This is a genomic window from Pseudomonas sp. M5A4_2d, from assembly GCF_053345295.1.
In genome coordinates this window covers 54722-69603 of sequence record NZ_JBKEZW010000013.1, presented here as the reverse complement: position 1 = coordinate 69603, position 14882 = coordinate 54722, and the positions used below count along the sequence as shown (strand labels likewise).

The following is a 14882-nucleotide window of genomic DNA, read 5'->3' as shown; positions in this document are numbered from 1 at the left end:
CTCAATGCTCCCGGCTGGCAAAGTCGATACGCGGATCGACCAAGGTATAGGTGAGGTCACCGATCAGTTTCACCACCAGCCCCAGCAGGGTGAAGATAAACAGCGTGCCGAACACCACCGGGTAGTCACGGTTGATCGCGGCTTCAAAACTCATCAGGCCCAGGCCATCGAGAGAGAAGATCACTTCCACCAGCAACGAGCCGGTGAAGAAAATCCCTATAAACGCCGAAGGGAAACCGGCGATGACCAGCAGCATGGCGTTGCGAAACACATGGCCGTACAGCACACGGTGGTTGGTCAGGCCCTTGGCTTTGGCGGTGACCACATACTGTTTGTTGATTTCGTCGAGGAAGCTGTTTTTGGTCAGCAGCGTCATCGTCGCGAAGTTGCCGATCACCAGTGCGGTGACGGGCAAGGCCAGGTGCCAGAAGTAATCGAGGATCTTGCCGCCCCAGCTCAGTTCGTCAAAATTATTCGAGGTGAGCCCGCGCAAGGGGAACCAGTCGAGGTAACTGCCGCCGGCAAACACCACGATCAGCAGGATCGCAAACAGGAATGCCGGGATCGCGTAGCCGACGATGATCGCCGAGCTGGTCCACACGTCGAAGTGGCTGCCGTGTCGTGTGGCTTTGGCGATCCCCAGGGGGATCGACACCAGGTACATGATCAGCGTGCTCCATAACCCGAGGGAGATGGACACCGGCATCTTTTCCTTGATCAGGTCGATGACCTTGGCATCGCGAAAGAAGCTGTCGCCGAAATCCAGCCGTGCGTAATTCTTGACCATGATCCACAGGCGTTCCGGCGCCGACTTGTCGAAGCCGTACATCTTCTCGATTTCCTTGATCAGCGCCGGGTCCAGGCCCTGGGCGCCGCGGTAGCTGGAGCCGGCCACCGAGACCTCGGCACCGCCCCCGGCAATGCGGCTGGTGGCGCCGTCAAAGCCTTCGAGCTTGGCGATCATCTGCTCCACCGGGCCACCGGGAGCGGCCTGGATGATGATGAAGTTGATCAGCAAAATCCCGAACAGCGTGGGGATGATCAGCAACAGGCGGCGAACAATATAGGCCAGCATTTAATCGCCTCCGCTCGCCGGATCGGCGCTGTGTGGGGTGTCCAGGGTGACGGCCGGCTTGACCTCGGGTTTGGCCCACCAGGTGGTCGTGCCCACGTCGTAGCGTGGCGGGGTCTTGGGGTGGCCGAGGTGGTCCCAATAGGCGACGCGGTAGGTCTTGATGTGCCAGTTGGGAATCACGTAGTAGCCGAACTGCAACACGCGGTCCAGCGCTTTGGCGTGGTCCACCAGGCTTTGGCGTGAGCTGGCGTCGATTAACGCTTCCACCAGTTGGTCGATGACCGGGTCCTTGAGGCCCATGTAGTTGCGACTGCCGGGCTTGTCGGCGCTGGACGACGACCAGAATTCGCGCTGTTCGTTACCCGGTGATGTCGATTGCGGGAAGCTGCCTACCAGCATGTCGAAGTCCCGCGAACGCAGGCGGTTGATGTACTGCGAAACGTCGACGCGGCGAATCACCAGGTTGATGCCAAGGTCGGCCAGGTTGCGCTTGAACGGCAGCAGTACCCGTTCGAAGTCGGTCTGGGCCAGCAGGAACTCGATATTCACGGGTTTGCCGGTGGTGTCGACCATCTTGTCGTCGACGATCTTCCAGCCGGCCTCTTGCAACAACTGGTAAGCCTCGCGCTGCTGGTTGCGGATCATGCCGCTGCCGTCGGTTTTGGCAGGCTCAAAGGCCTGGGTAAAGACTTCGGCGGGGAGCTTGTCGCGGAACGGTGCCAGGATTGCCGTTTCATCCGGGCCGGGCAAGCCGGTAGCGGCCATTTCCGAGTTCTCGAAGTAGCTGCGGGTGCGGGTGTAGGCGCCATTGAACAGCTGTTTATTGCTCCACTCGAAATCCAGCAACAGGCTGATGGCTTTGCGTACCCGCACATCCTGGAACATCGGTTTGCGCGTGTTGAACACAAAACCCTGCATGCCGGTGGGGTTGCCGTTGGGGATTTCTTCCTTGATCAGTCGCCCCTGGGCAACGGCCGGAATGTTGTAGGCATTAGCCCAGTTCTTCGCGCTGAATTCCAGCCAGTAGTCGAACTGCCCGGCCTTCAAGGCTTCCAGGGCTACGGTGCCGTCACGGTAATAGTCAGTAATACGGGTGTCGAAGTTGTAGAAACCCTGGGTCATCGGCAAGTCCTTGGCCCAGTAGTCCTTGACGCGCTCGTAGCGCACCATGCGTCCGGGCTTGACCTCGGCGACTTTGTACGGCCCGCTGCCGAGCGGTATTTCCAGGTTGCCCTTGGCAAAGTCGCGGGTCGCCCACCAATGTTTGGGTAATACCGGCAGTTGCCCAAGGATCAGCGGCAATTCGCGGTTATTGGTGCGCTTGAACTTGAACAGCACGCGCAGCGGGTCTTCGGCCACCACTTCGTCGACGTCGGCGTAATAGGTGCGGTAGAGCGGCGAGCCGTCTTTGATCAGCGCCTGGAAGGTGAACACCACGTCTTCGGCGCGGATCGGGTGACCATCGTTAAAGCGCGCTTCGGGGCGCAGGTAGAAGCGTACCCAACTGTTGTCCGGTGCCTTTTCGATCTTTCCGGCCACCAGCCCGTATTCAGTGATGGGCTCGTCCAGGCTTTGCATGGCCAGGGTGTCGTAGATCAGCGGCAGGTTGTCCGCCGGCACGCCCTTGCTGATGTAGGGGTTAAGGCTGTCGAAGCCGCCCATGGCCGACTCGCGGAAGGTACCGCCCTTGGGGGCGTCGGGGTTTACGTAGTCGAAATGTTTAAAGTCGGCGGGGTACTTGGGGGGTTCGTTGTAAAGGGTCAACGCATGTTGCGGCGCGGCGTTGGCCGCGGAGCACAGCAACAGACTGGTGAGCAATGCGTTGCGCAAAGACATCATTGGGCTTTCTCCGAAGCTTTCAGCCACCATGCGCTCAGGCCCAGGCTGTAGGGCGGCGTGGTGACAAAGGCGAACCGGTTGCGGTACGCCAGGCGATGATAGTTGAGGTACCAGTTGGGGATACTGTAGTGCTGCCACAGCAGCACCCGGTCCAAGGCGCGGCCGGCGGCCAATTGTTCTTCGCGGGTCTGCGCCGCGAGCAGTTGGTCCAGCAGGTGGTCCACCACCGGGTTGGCGATGCCTGCGTAGTTCTTGCTGCCCTTGATCGCCGCCTGGCTGGAGTGGAAGTACTGCCACTGTTCAAGGCCGGGGCTCAAGGTCTGGTTGAGGGTGACCAGGACCATGTCGAAGTCGAACTGATCGAGGCGCTGCTTGTATTGCGCCCGGTCAACGGTACGCAAGCGTGCGTCGATGCCGATGCTGATCAGGTTCTCGACATACGGCTGCAGGATGCGTTCCAGGTTCGGGTTCACCAGCAGGATTTCCAAGCGCAGCGGCTGCCCTTTGCTGTCCAGCAGGCGCTGGCCCGACAGTTTCCAGCCGGCCTCGCCGAGCAGGGCCAGGGCGCGGCGCAGGGTGTCGCGCGGAATGCCACGACCGTCGGTCTGCGGCAGACTAAAGGCTTGTGTAAACAGGTTGGCCGGCAACTGGTCACGGTACGGCGAAAGCATCAGCCACTCGTGACCCACCGGCACGCCGGTCGCGGAAAATTCGCTGTTGGGATAGTAGCTCACGGAGCGTTTGTAGGCGCTGCTGAACAGGGTACGGTTGGTCCACTCAAAGTCGAACATCAGCCCCAGCGCCTCGCGCACCTTGGCCTGGGCGAAGGTCGGGCGTCGGGTGTTCATGAACAGGCCCTGGCTCTGGGTCGGGATCTGGTGGGCAATTTGCGCCTTGATCACATCGCCTCGGTTGACCGCCGGGAAGTTATAGCCTGTGGCCCAGTTCTTGGCCTGGTGTTCGATGTAGATGTCGAACTCGCCGGCCTTGAAGGCTTCAAAGGCCACGTCGCTGTCGCGGTAGAACTCCACCTCGACCTTGTCGTAATTGTAGAAACCCTGGTTGACCGGCAGGTCTTTGCCCCAGTAATCCTTGACCCGCTCGAACACCAGTTGCCGGCCAGGGGTGACTTTGGTGATGCGATACGGCCCGCTGCCCAGCGGTGGTTCGAACGTGGTGGCCTTGAAATCGCGGTTCTTCCAGTAATGCTGGGGCAATACTGGCAACTCGCCCAGGCGCAGGATCAGCAATGGGTTGCCGGCGCGCTTGAACACGAAACGGATGCGATGACGGTTGAGGATGTCGACCCGCGCCACCTCTTGAAGGTTGGTGCGGTACTGCGGGTGGCCTTCGGTCAATAGCGTGCGATAGGAAAATGCCACGTCATAGGCTGTGATGGGTTTGCCATCGTGGAAGCGCGCTTCCGGGCGCAGGTTGAACACCACCCAACTGCGGTCTTCGCTGTATTCCACCGACTGGGCAATCAGCCCGTAGCTGGAGGTCGGTTCGTCGCCGGACGGCGCGTATTGGCCGGTGCCGACCATCAGCGGCTCGTTCAGCTCATTGACGCCGTATTGCAGGAAGTTGGGGGTGGAAACCGGGCTTGAGCCCTTGAAGGTGTAAGGGTTGAGGGTGTCGAACGTGCCAAATGCCATGACCCGCAATGTCCCGCCTTTTGGCGCTGCAGGGTTTACCCAATCGAAGTGGGTGAATTTGGCCGGGTACTTGAGCACGCCGAACTGCGTATAACCGTGGCTCTCGGTAATCGTCGCGTTCGCAGCAAAGCTCAAGGCCAGACTTATTAGTAGAAGGAGGGGACGCTTCAAGTCAGAGATCCGATCCAGGCGGCTTGGGCTTTATGATCGGTACAGTAACAGCTTGTTCCGGTTGGAAAAAGGTTGTTTCAGAGGCTGACCGAGGGCTGGCAAGGTCTTGAGCCTGGGGTCAATCAAATGTGGGAGCTGGCTTGCCTGCGATAGCATCGGCTCGGTGTCACTGATACACCGAGGTGTTTGCATCGCAGGCAAGCCAGCTCCCACACAAGCCTGCCCATGCATCGAGTTTGCCTTAGCGCGGCCCGGAAACCACCAGCATCTGCCCCGGCTTCAGCGCCTGGCCAGTACGCGGGTTCCAGCGCTTGAGATGTTGCATCTCAACGTTGAAGCGCTTGGCGACGATGTACAGCGAGTCGCCTTTCTTGACCTTGTATTGCACTGGCTTCTTGCTGTCAGCCTTGGCCACCAGCTTGCGCGTGTCCTGCATCACCAGGGTCTGGCCGACCTTGAGGGCCTGCCCATTGAGCTTGTTCCAGCGCTGCAGGTCATGCACATCAACCTTGTTCGCCTTGGCGATCAGCGTGAGGTTGTCGCCCGTGCGCACTTTGTAGTTGCGAGTGCGCCCGGCAACCCGCGTGGTCTCAACTTCGTCGAACACCTGCTTTTTCGGGCGCATCGCCAGCAATTCTTCCGGCTTCATCGTCGAAAGGGTGCTGGTAAGCAGTTGCGCCTTGGAGCTCGGTACGAGCAAATGCTGGGGGCCGTCGAGGGTGGTGCGTTGTTTCAAGGCCGGGTTGAGCTGGAACAGTTCGTCTTCGTCGATCTCAGCCAGCGCGGCGACCCGGGACAGGTCCATGCTTTGCTTGACTTCAACCACTTCGAAGTAGGGCGTGTTGGCAATCGGGTTCAGGTTGACGCCGTAGGCCTCGGGGGCCAGTACCACCTGGGACAGCGCCAGGAACTTGGGCACGTAGTCCTTGGTTTCCTGGGGCAGGGGCAGGTTCCAGTAGTCGGTAGGCAGGCCGAGTTTTTCGTTGCGCTCGATGGCCCGGCTGACCGTGCCTTCACCGGCGTTGTACGCCGCCAGGGCCAGCAACCAGTCGCCGTTGAACATGTCGTGCAGACGTGTCAGATAGTCCAGGGCGGCGGTGGTGGAGGCAGTTATATCGCGGCGGCCGTCGTAGGCACGGGTCTGGCGCAGGTTGAAGTAGCGCCCGGTGGAGGGAATGAACTGCCACAGACCGACCGCATCGCTGCGCGAATAGGCCATTGGGTTGTAGGCACTTTCAATCACTGGCAGCAGGGCCAGCTCCAGGGGCATGTTGCGTTCTTCAAGGCGTTCGACGATGTAATGAATGTAGAGGCTGCCGCGTTCTCCGGCGTTCTCCAGGAAGGAAGGGTTACTGGCGAACCACAAACGCTGTTGCTCGATGCGCGGGTTGACGCCCAGGCCGTCCTGCAATTGAAAGCCCCGTCGCATGCGTTCCCAGACATCCTGGGGTACTTCGGGGCTGGGCTTCTCTGAGAGCCAAATAGGTTTTTGCTTGATCTTGGCGGCAAGATTGGGTTTGGGTTGCACGGTGGATTGTGCAGCGAAATTTGTCGATTGGCAGCCCGCCAGAGTCGCGGACACAGCCACCGCCACGGCTTGAGCCAGGCGGGTCAATGCGTCTGAAGAGATGGATTTACGAATAGATGACGACATTGGCTGGAAGTAAGTTCCGGGCAAAAATGTCGGGCGATTCTAGAAAGCGCTTTGGTTCCGGTCAACCATTCAGAAATTCCGTATCAGATTGCATCCTGTTAGAACTTATCTTTCCATGCCCTCAAGCTAGCAAACACCTCGGCCCCAGAGCGGTTGTCACGACCGTTCCGTTCGTCCGCTTTTTGTTTAACGGATGTTTCGGCGGTACGTAGAAAAGGGTTAGTGCGTTTTTCCAGGGCCAGATTGGACGGCAGCGTCATCTCGCCACGGTCCCGCAACTGCTTGACGGTTTCCACGCGTTCGGCGATATCGGGATTGTTCGGTTCCACGGCCTGGGCAAATTTGAGGTTGCTTTGTGTGTACTCGTGGGTGCAGTACACCAGGGTGTCGTCGGGGAGAGCGGCCAGGCGTTGCAGTGAGGTGTGCATTTGTTCCGGCGTGCCTTCGAACAGGCGGCCGCAACCGGCGGCAAACAGGGTGTCACCACAAAACAGCACGCCCTGATGGTAAAAGGCGATATGGCCCAGGGTGTGCCCCGGCACGCTATAAATGTCGAAGTCCCAGCCCAGCGCCGTGACGCGGTCGTTATCCGTCAAGGCCACGTCCCGCGCCGGGATATTTTCGCTCGCGGGGCCGTAGACCTTGGCGCCTGTCACATTTTTCAGTTGCTCGACGCCGCCGACATGATCGTGGTGATGGTGGGTGATCAGGATGTCGCTGAGGGTCCACTGCGGGTTCTGCTTGAGCCAGGCCAGCACCGGCGCGGCATCGCCGGGGTCGACCACGGCGCAGCGTAGGGTGTGCGGGTCTTGTAACAACCAGATGTAGTTGTCGGTGAACGCGGGGAGGGCACTGATCTGTATCATTCTTCGATTCGCCAAGCTGAACACATTGGTGCATCTTAGAACGTCTAGGCGAGTTGGAGAATGCAATGACTGATAAAGCGTTCGCCCAGGCCGATCCTGAGTGGCTGGCCCTGATCAGCGCGGCCCGTGAATGGCTGTCCGGGCCGATCGGGCAATTTCTGCTGGATGAAGAACGGCGCATGCTCGAAGACGAGTTGGGTCGGTTCTTTGGTGGTTACCTGGTGCATTACGGCCCGTCAGCCCAGACGCCGCCTGCCGCGCCGCAGGTGCAACGCAATGTGCGCCTGGGCGCGCCGTTGCCGGGGGTGGAGATTGTCTGCGAGGAACAGGCCTGGCCGTTGAGCGAGCATGCCGCCGATGTGGTGGTGTTGCAGCATGGCCTGGATTTTTGCCTGTCGCCCCACGGTTTGCTGCGCGAAGCCGCGAGCAGTGTGCGCCCGGGTGGCCATTTGCTGATTATCGGCATCAACCCCTGGAGCAGCTGGGGCCTGCGCCATGTGTTCGCCCATGACGGCCTGCGCCAGGCGCGCTGCATCGCGCCGTCACGGGTAGGCGACTGGCTGAACCTGCTGGGCTTTGCGCTGGAGAAACGCCGCTTCGGGTGCTATCGTCCGCCGCTTGCGTCAGCCAAGTGGCAAGGCCGTCTGGCCGGCTGGGAACGCCGGGCGGGTGCGTGGCAGCTGTCGGGCGGCGGCTTCTATTTATTGGTGGCGCGCAAGATTGTGGTCGGGCTGCGGCCGGTGCGTCAGGTGCTACGCCAGCCCATGGGCAAATTGGTGCCGATGCCGATGGCCAAGGTCAATCGCAAGCAGAGCGAACCGTAAACTCCCTTTTTGATTACCGGCCGAATCTTTCGGCCTCGGGATACTGTCGGTCGATTACCGCCAGCCCGTTTTGATGGATGCAACCGATGACCGATACCGTAGAACTCTTCACCGATGGCGCCTGCAAGGGCAACCCCGGCCCCGGCGGTTGGGGCGCGTTGCTGGTGTGCAAGGGCGTGGAGAAGGAACTGTGGGGCGGCGAAGCCAATACCACCAACAACCGCATGGAGCTGATGGGTGCCATTCGTGGCCTGGAAGAGCTCAAGCGCCGGTGTGACGTGCTGCTGGTGACCGACTCGCAATACGTGATGAAGGGCATCAACGAGTGGATGGTCAACTGGAAAAAGCGCGGCTGGAAAACGGCGGCCAAGGAGCCGGTAAAAAATGCCGACCTGTGGCAGCTGCTCGATGAGCAATGCAACCGCCACAACATCACCTGGAAATGGGTGCGCGGGCACATCGGCCATCCTGGCAACGAACGCGCCGACCAACTGGCCAACCGTGGCGTGGATGAAGTCCGGGGTTACAAGCAGAGCTGAGGTTTAAAGTACGGCGATAGCCTGTGCCAGCTGCATGTCGCTGAAGGTTTGCTCCGGCAAACGCTCTCGGATATGCATCAGCGCCGACTCCAGGCGCACGCCACGGATCTGGCCATCGCTGGCCACAAACGATTCGGCGTCCTCCCTGGCAGCCTGAACAATCTTGTCATCCTTGAAGGAAGAACTGGTGCCCTTGGTGGCACTCATGGACAGGCTGACCAGGAAGTCGGTCGTCATCACGAAACTGGTGGCGTGCGCCGTGCAGGCGCTGCCTGCCAGCAGCAGGGCACACAGGGTTTTTGACAGGTTCATGGCTCAGCGCAGTCCGCATTCGAGTGGGGTGCGCAGGCTAGCAAGGGCGCCCAGGGCAAACTGCTGCAGCTTTGCTAAAGAGTGTTAAAAACTGTCGTGGATCAAGCGCCTTGGGCCAGTCTTGGGCTGCGTAATGCGTGACGTGCTAATATCCCGCCCCTTGAAATACACCACCGTTGAGAGCTGAACCCTGATGGCCATCCGATCTGTTGTACTCGATACCGAAACCACCGGCATGCCGGTGACCGATGGCCACCGGATCATCGAAATCGGCTGTGTCGAGCTGATGGGGCGGCGCCTTACCGGCCGTCACTTTCACGTCTACCTGCAGCCGGACCGGGACAGTGACGAGGGCGCGATCGGCGTCCACGGCATCACCGACGAATTCCTCAAAGGCAAGCCGCGCTTCGCTGAAGTGGCCGACGAGTTTTTCGAATTTATCAATGGCGCCCAGCTGATCATCCATAACGCAGCGTTCGACGTCGGTTTCATCAATAACGAATTTGCCCTGATGGGGCAGAGCGATCGTGCGGATATCTCCCAGCACTGCTCGATCCTCGACACCTTGATGATGGCCCGTGAGCGTCACCCAGGCCAGCGCAACAGCCTGGATGCCTTGTGCAAGCGCTATGGCGTCGACAACTCCGGCCGTGAACTCCACGGCGCCTTGCTCGACTCCGAGATTCTCGCCGACGTTTACCTGACCATGACCGGCGGGCAAACCAGCCTGTCCCTGGCCGGTAATGCCTCCGATGGCACGGGTTCGGCGGAGGGGTCGGGCAATCGTCCTTCGGAAATTCGCCGTTTGCCGGCGGATCGCAAGCCGACCCCCATCATCCGCGCCAGCGAGCAGGATCTGGCTGAGCATGCGGCGCGGTTGGAGGCGATTGCCAAGTCGGCCGGTGCGCCGGCGTTGTGGACGCAACTGACCCAGCAATAGCCTGATTCAACGCGGTTGAAAAATGTGGGAGCTGGCTTGCCTGCGATAGTGGTAGGTCAGTTGATGAATGTGCTGGCTGATACACCGGATTCGCGAGCAAGCCCGCTTCCACAGTTGATCTCCATCGCCGGAAAAATCTTCATTCGCGTCATCCGCTCCCAGCTTCTACCCTGAATGCATAGCCCTCAGGACTACAAGCGCTCATGTACAAAGACCTGAAGTTCCCTGTTCTTATCGTACATCGCGACATCAAGGCCGACACCGTTGCCGGTGATCGGGTTCGAGGCATCGCCCGCGAGCTGGAACAAGAGGGCTTCAGCATCTTCTCTGCCGTCGACTACGCCGAAGGCCGGCTGGTGGCTTCTACCCATCACGGCCTGGCATGCATGTTGATCGCCGCCGAAGGGGCTGGGGAAAATACCCACTTGCTGCAAAACATGGTCGAGTTAATTCGCCTGGCGCGGGTGAGGGCGCCCAACCTGCCGATCTTTGCTCTGGGCGAGCAGGTCACCCTGGAGAATGCGCCGGCCGATGCCATGAGCGAGCTTAACCAGTTGCGCGGGATTCTTTATCTGTTCGAAGACACCGTGCCGTTTCTTGCCCGGCAAGTCGCGCGCGCCGCACGCACTTACCTGGATGGCTTGTTACCGCCGTTCTTCAAAGCATTGGTGCAGCACACTGCCGATTCCAATTACTCCTGGCACACACCCGGCCATGGCGGCGGTGTGGCTTACCGCAAAAGCCCCGTCGGGCAGGCGTTTCATCAGTTCTTTGGGGAAAATACCCTGCGGTCGGACCTGTCCGTGTCCGTGCCCGAATTGGGCTCACTGCTCGATCACACAGGCCCGCTGGCGGAAGCCGAAGCCCGCGCCGCGCGTAACTTCGGCGCCGATCACACGTTCTTTGTGATCAACGGAACCTCGACGGCCAACAAGATCGTCTGGCATTCCATGGTCGGTCGCGACGACTTGGTGCTGGTGGATCGCAACTGCCACAAGTCGGTGTTGCATTCGATCATCATGACCGGCGCGATCCCGTTGTACCTGTGCCCGGAGCGCAACGAACTGGGGATTATCGGCCCGATCCCCTTGAGCGAATTCAGCCCCGAGTCGATCCGGGCCAAAATCGACGCCAGCCCGTTGACCCGTGGCCGGTCGCCGAAAGTAAAGATGGCGGTGGTCACCAACTCCACCTATGACGGCCTGTGCTACAACGCCGAGCTGATCAAGCAGCAATTGGGCAACAGTGTCGAGGTCTTGCACTTTGACGAGGCCTGGTACGCCTACGCGGCCTTCCACGAGTTTTTCGCCGGTCGTTATGGCATGGGCACCTCGCGCACCCCGGACAGCCCGCTGGTATTTACCACGCACTCGACGCACAAACTGCTGGCGGCCTTCAGCCAGGCTTCAATGATCCATGTGCAGGACGGCGGCGCGCGCCAACTGGACCGCGACCGTTTCAATGAAGCGTTCATGATGCACATCTCCACCTCGCCGCAATACAGCATCATCGCCTCGCTGGACGTAGCGTCGGCGATGATGGAAGGCCCGGCCGGGCGTTCGCTGTTGCAGGAGATGTTCGACGAGGCCCTGAGCTTCCGGCGCGCACTGGCCAACCTGCGCCAACATATCGCCGCCGAGGACTGGTGGTTTTCGATCTGGCAACCGCCTTCGGTGGCCGGTATCGACCGGGTGGCCACTGCGGATTGGCTGTTGCACCCTCAGGATGACTGGCATGGCTTTGGGGATGTGGCCGAAGACTACGTGTTGCTGGACCCGATCAAAGTGACGCTGGTGATGCCCGGCCTGAGCGCCGGAGGTGCCTTGAGCGAACGCGGAATTCCCGCGGCGGTCGTCAGCAAATTCCTCTGGGAGCGTGGGTTGGTGGTGGAGAAGACCGGGCTATATTCTTTCCTCGTGTTGTTTTCCATGGGTATCACTAAAGGCAAATGGAGTACCTTGCTCACCGAGTTGCTGGAGTTCAAGCGCAACTACGACGCTAACGTCAGCTTGGCCAGTTGTTTGCCATCGGTGTTTAAACAGGGGCCGGCGCGTTATCAAGGCCTGGGCTTGCGCGACCTGTGCGATCAATTGCACAGTTGTTACCGCAGCAATGCCACGGCCAGGCACCTCAAGCGCATGTACACGGTATTACCGGAAATTGCGATGAAACCCGCCGACGCCTACGATCAGTTGGTGCGGGGTGAAGTCGAAGCTGTTTCCATTGATGCCTTGTCAGGGCGCATCGCAGCCGTGATGCTGGTGCCTTATCCGCCGGGCATTCCGTTGATCATGCCGGGCGAGCGCTTTACCGAGGCGACGCGGTCGATCATCGACTACCTGGCGTTTGCCCGCACGTTCGATAGCAGTTTCCCCGGTTTTGTCGCGGATGTTCATGGGTTGCAACACGAAGATGACGGCAATGGCCGTTGTTACACCGTCGATTGCATCAAGGGTTAAGAATGTTTATGCAAGCTGTAATGAACCCGAAGTATCCAGGGCTCAGTGTTCGGGTCGCCGACGAAGGTTTTGATGCCTACGTGTGGGGCAATGATTTCAGCTTTGAGGTCAGCGGCTATGGTGTGCCGGAAATGGGCAGGCGTGTCGACCAATGGGCCGTGGAGCGCATCCTGCCGTACCGCAAGTGTTATGGCATCGACCCGGAAGAGTTCGCCAGTTTTCGCGACGCACCCGACAGCGCGATTTTTATGGCTTACCTGGATGACCGTGCGGTAGGGCATGTCGTGGTCAGCACCAACTGGAACGGTTTTGCCCACGTTGACGAACTGGCGGTGGCCTTGCCTGCGCGGCGGCATGGTGTGGCCAAGGCGCTGCTGGATGTGGCGCAGTTCTGGGCGCGCAAGAAAAACCTGCCGGGCATGATGCTCGAAACCCAGAACAACAACCTCGGCGCCTGCCGCCTGTATGAGCGTTGCGGGTATGTGATGGGCGGGATTGATCAACTGCGTTATCGCGGGATTGATCCGCAAACCCGCGAAGTGGCGATTTTCTGGTATCGGTTGTTCAAGATGGAACTCGAACAGGCTTAGCTTGCCAACAGGCTTTCTGCCTTTTGCGTGACAATCTCCAGCAACGCATTCAGCGCGGGTGACGTCACGCCCTCTTTGAGGGTCAGCGCGTACAGATTAACCATGATCGGCGGCGACACCGGGCACGCATCCAGCCCAGCCTCTGGAGCGCCAAAGGCGGTGAACGGATCGACAATCGCCAGGCCTTCGCCGGCTTCCACCATGCTGCGCATCATCTGGTAGGTCTGCACACGCGTTTGCACCACTGGCAGCGGGCGCAGGGCTTGCAGTTTGGCGTCCAACTGACGGCTGAGCGGGTCATGCCCTTCAAGCCCGATCAACGACTGCCCGGCCAGGTCCTGCAGCGCAATGTACTTTTGCTTGGGTTTCAGCCAGCCATGGGGCGCGAGCAATTGCAGCTTGCCTTGGGCCAGTACGGTGCTGTGGATTTGCGGGTGTTGCGGGTCCTGCAGGCTCAGGCCGACATCGGCTTCGTGCAGCAGCAGGCTCCTGACAATCTCCCGGGTTGGCTGGCTCGACAGGTTGCACGGCGTGTCCTGGAAGCGCCGGCGCAGTACGGCGATGCTTTGCGGTAACAGTTGATTGGCCAGGGGCTGGGTGCACAGGGCACGCAGGGTCGGCGCGTGATGGTGTTTCAAGCGGCTGGCCAGGCGTTGTACCGGTTCCAGTGCTTCATAGAGAGGGGCGATTTGTGCCTGCAGCTCCAAGGTCTCTCGCGTCGCTTGCAAACGCCCGCGCACACTGGCAAATAGCATGAAACCCAATTGGAGCTCGGCATCCTTGAGCGTTGCCTCCACATCGCCCACGGGGAGTTGCAACCATTCGGCGGCCGTGCCGAGGTGTCCGGTCTGCAAGATGGCCTGAATCACTTCGATATGACGTAAACGCATCGCCGGAGTCTATGTTCAGTGCGGTGGGGTTTCAATGGCTGGGGAAAAAAGAGCACGAGCATGGCCGGGTGTCGGCTACCGTTAGCGTGTATACAACTGCAACGATCAGGTCATATAAGAACGTATCAGCCGAGGAACAATGGGGAGCCTCACAATGCCAGGACGTATCACAATCGAAAAGATCCCCGGCCAGCGTGGCTTTACGCGTTGGGCGGTGCTGGTGGTGTTGATCATCATTGGCTTGCTGGCCTTTGCGGTAGGGCCACGTTTACTCGGTGAGGTAACCATAACGGAAATTGCCACGGCGAAAGCCCAGGTGGCCGAACTGGGGAAGGCGCTCGAGCAGTTCCATCAAGACATTGGCCGTTACCCCACTGATGAAGAAGGCTTGGAGGCACTGACCACAGCACCCGACGGCGAGGCGAAATGGAAGGGGCCTTATGTGAGCGAAGACCTGCTGGCCGACCCTTGGGGCATTGCCTATCAGTACCACTATCCGCCCACTCAATCCAAAACGCCGTTCGACCTGTTCTCGTTTGGCAAGGACCGCACGCTGGGCGGTGTCGGGGAGAACAGGGATATTACCTACGGCGACAACTGATTCATCTGGCATTACCCATCGACCTGATTAGAATGGCGCATCTGATCATCAACGACCAATGCCGGTTACTCGGCACTTAAAACAAAAACAGGTCCGGTCTCACATGTCTAAACCCTCGATATTCCTCGGGGTAACGGCCAAGCAACTTCTGGTCCTGGTGACCGTTGGGGGCGTGGCTGCTTATCTCTTCAATAATCACGATGAACACACGCCGGAAAATCTCGCCCTTGAGGCGTTTATCCGTTCCCAGGAACAGGTGGGCGAGCAGGTGGGCGCGGTGCTGGAAATTGCATTGGTCAGGCAGGTGGTCGCCTATCCCGGTTACGGCACGTCGGGCTACAAGCGATCGCTGTATGCCGTCGAAGGGGAGCGGGGGCAATTGATGGTGACGCTCAGGCAAATGGATGGTGAGCAGGGCGTCGAGGTGACGGAGATACGCCGACCCTGATCACCCAGCCCAGTCAACG

General features: G+C 59.8%; 14 protein-coding genes. 7 read left to right on the top strand and 7 right to left on the bottom strand.

All coding sequences use genetic code 11. The annotated features are described in order from the left end of the window. Position 1: 1 nt before the first annotated feature. The 5 genes from ACLBW8_RS25395 to gloB all read right to left on the bottom strand — a co-directional run bounded on the left by ACLBW8_RS25395 (position 2) and on the right by gloB (position 7260). Positions 2 to 1075 carry a microcin C ABC transporter permease YejB gene (locus ACLBW8_RS25395; RefSeq protein WP_064451982.1) on the bottom strand — a complete coding sequence of 358 codons (1074 nt, stop codon included), beginning with the start codon at positions 1073 to 1075 and terminating at the stop codon, positions 2 to 4. Further along, on the bottom strand, positions 1076 to 2914 hold the full coding sequence (locus tag ACLBW8_RS25390; protein WP_447806585.1) for an extracellular solute-binding protein: 1839 nt from the start codon (positions 2912 to 2914) through the stop codon (positions 1076 to 1078). It lies immediately after the preceding gene. Next, entirely contained in the window at positions 2911 to 4740 is a 1830-nt protein-coding gene (locus ACLBW8_RS25385) for an extracellular solute-binding protein (protein WP_064451984.1), read from the bottom strand. The genes ACLBW8_RS25390 and ACLBW8_RS25385 overlap by 4 nt, the downstream gene beginning before the upstream one ends. A gap of 241 nt (positions 4741 to 4981) precedes the next feature. Then, entirely contained in the window at positions 4982 to 6394 is a 1413-nt protein-coding gene (locus tag ACLBW8_RS25380) for a transglycosylase SLT domain-containing protein (RefSeq protein ID WP_064451985.1), read from the bottom strand. Between the two features lie 98 nt (positions 6395 to 6492). Next, complete coding sequence (gloB, locus tag ACLBW8_RS25375) at positions 6493 to 7260, bottom strand: hydroxyacylglutathione hydrolase (RefSeq protein WP_221294497.1); 768 nt, start codon at positions 7258 to 7260, stop codon at positions 6493 to 6495. 65 nt (positions 7261 to 7325) lie between these two features. Here gloB and ACLBW8_RS25370 point away from each other — a divergent pair, with 65 nt between their 5' ends. Continuing rightward, positions 7326 to 8084, top strand: coding sequence for a class I SAM-dependent methyltransferase (locus tag ACLBW8_RS25370; RefSeq protein WP_064451987.1), 759 nt, complete (start codon positions 7326 to 7328; stop codon positions 8082 to 8084). Positions 8085 to 8170: 86 nt separating this feature from the next. After that, positions 8171 to 8623, top strand: coding sequence for a ribonuclease HI (rnhA, locus tag ACLBW8_RS25365; protein ID WP_003207474.1), 453 nt, complete (start codon positions 8171 to 8173; stop codon positions 8621 to 8623). A 3-nt stretch (positions 8624 to 8626) separates the two neighbouring features. Here rnhA and ACLBW8_RS25360 read toward each other — a convergent pair whose 3' ends face one another. Beyond that, positions 8627 to 8935 (bottom strand): DUF2388 domain-containing protein, encoded by a 309-nt coding sequence (locus ACLBW8_RS25360; RefSeq protein WP_221294499.1) that lies wholly within the window; start codon positions 8933 to 8935, stop codon positions 8627 to 8629. 199 nt (positions 8936 to 9134) lie between these two features. On the opposite strand from ACLBW8_RS25360, the gene dnaQ reads away from it, so the two are divergent. The 3 genes from dnaQ (at position 9135) to ACLBW8_RS25345 (ending at position 12924) form a co-directional block, all read left to right on the top strand. After that, entirely contained in the window at positions 9135 to 9875 is a 741-nt protein-coding gene (gene dnaQ / locus ACLBW8_RS25355) for a DNA polymerase III subunit epsilon (protein WP_167353727.1), read from the top strand. A 203-nt stretch (positions 9876 to 10078) separates the two neighbouring features. Next, positions 10079 to 12334, top strand: coding sequence for an Orn/Lys/Arg family decarboxylase (locus ACLBW8_RS25350; protein ID WP_447806584.1), 2256 nt, complete (start codon positions 10079 to 10081; stop codon positions 12332 to 12334). An 8-nt stretch (positions 12335 to 12342) separates the two neighbouring features. Next, positions 12343 to 12924: a GNAT family N-acetyltransferase gene (locus tag ACLBW8_RS25345; protein WP_447806583.1), complete on the top strand. Its 582-nt coding sequence runs from the start codon at positions 12343 to 12345 to the stop codon at positions 12922 to 12924. On the opposite strand, the gene ACLBW8_RS25340 is transcribed toward ACLBW8_RS25345, so the two are convergent. Then, entirely contained in the window at positions 12921 to 13814 is an 894-nt protein-coding gene (locus ACLBW8_RS25340) for a LysR substrate-binding domain-containing protein (RefSeq protein WP_447806582.1), read from the bottom strand. The two genes, ACLBW8_RS25345 and ACLBW8_RS25340, sit on opposite strands and share 4 nt — an antisense overlap. A gap of 154 nt (positions 13815 to 13968) precedes the next feature. On the opposite strand from ACLBW8_RS25340, the gene gspG reads away from it, so the two are divergent. Both gspG and ACLBW8_RS25330 read left to right on the top strand, forming a co-directional pair. After that, positions 13969 to 14415, top strand: a complete 447-nt coding sequence (gene gspG / locus ACLBW8_RS25335; RefSeq protein ID WP_447806581.1) for a type II secretion system major pseudopilin GspG — start codon at positions 13969 to 13971, stop codon at positions 14413 to 14415. Between the two features lie 103 nt (positions 14416 to 14518). Beyond that, positions 14519 to 14863, top strand: coding sequence for a hypothetical protein (locus ACLBW8_RS25330; protein WP_447806580.1), 345 nt, complete (start codon positions 14519 to 14521; stop codon positions 14861 to 14863). The last annotated feature ends 19 nt before the right edge of the window (positions 14864 to 14882 follow it).

Coding starts and splice junctions, on each gene's coding strand:
- ACLBW8_RS25345 (WP_447806583.1), top strand. CDS start 12,343: ATGCAAGCTGTAATGAACCCGAAGTATCCAGGGCTCAGTGTTCGGGTC.
- ACLBW8_RS25380 (WP_064451985.1), bottom strand. CDS start 6,394: ATGTCGTCATCTATTCGTAAATCCATCTCTTCAGACGCATTGACCCGC.
- ACLBW8_RS25330 (WP_447806580.1), top strand. CDS start 14,519: ATGTCTAAACCCTCGATATTCCTCGGGGTAACGGCCAAGCAACTTCTG.
- gloB (WP_221294497.1), bottom strand. CDS start 7,260: ATGATACAGATCAGTGCCCTCCCCGCGTTCACCGACAACTACATCTGG.
- ACLBW8_RS25390 (WP_447806585.1), bottom strand. CDS start 2,914: ATGATGTCTTTGCGCAACGCATTGCTCACCAGTCTGTTGCTGTGCTCC.
- ACLBW8_RS25370 (WP_064451987.1), top strand. CDS start 7,326: ATGACTGATAAAGCGTTCGCCCAGGCCGATCCTGAGTGGCTGGCCCTG.
- gspG (WP_447806581.1), top strand. CDS start 13,969: ATGCCAGGACGTATCACAATCGAAAAGATCCCCGGCCAGCGTGGCTTT.
- rnhA (WP_003207474.1), top strand. CDS start 8,171: ATGACCGATACCGTAGAACTCTTCACCGATGGCGCCTGCAAGGGCAAC.
- ACLBW8_RS25360 (WP_221294499.1), bottom strand. CDS start 8,935: ATGAACCTGTCAAAAACCCTGTGTGCCCTGCTGCTGGCAGGCAGCGCC.
- ACLBW8_RS25395 (WP_064451982.1), bottom strand. CDS start 1,075: ATGCTGGCCTATATTGTTCGCCGCCTGTTGCTGATCATCCCCACGCTG.
- ACLBW8_RS25340 (WP_447806582.1), bottom strand. CDS start 13,814: ATGCGTTTACGTCATATCGAAGTGATTCAGGCCATCTTGCAGACCGGA.
- ACLBW8_RS25350 (WP_447806584.1), top strand. CDS start 10,079: ATGTACAAAGACCTGAAGTTCCCTGTTCTTATCGTACATCGCGACATC.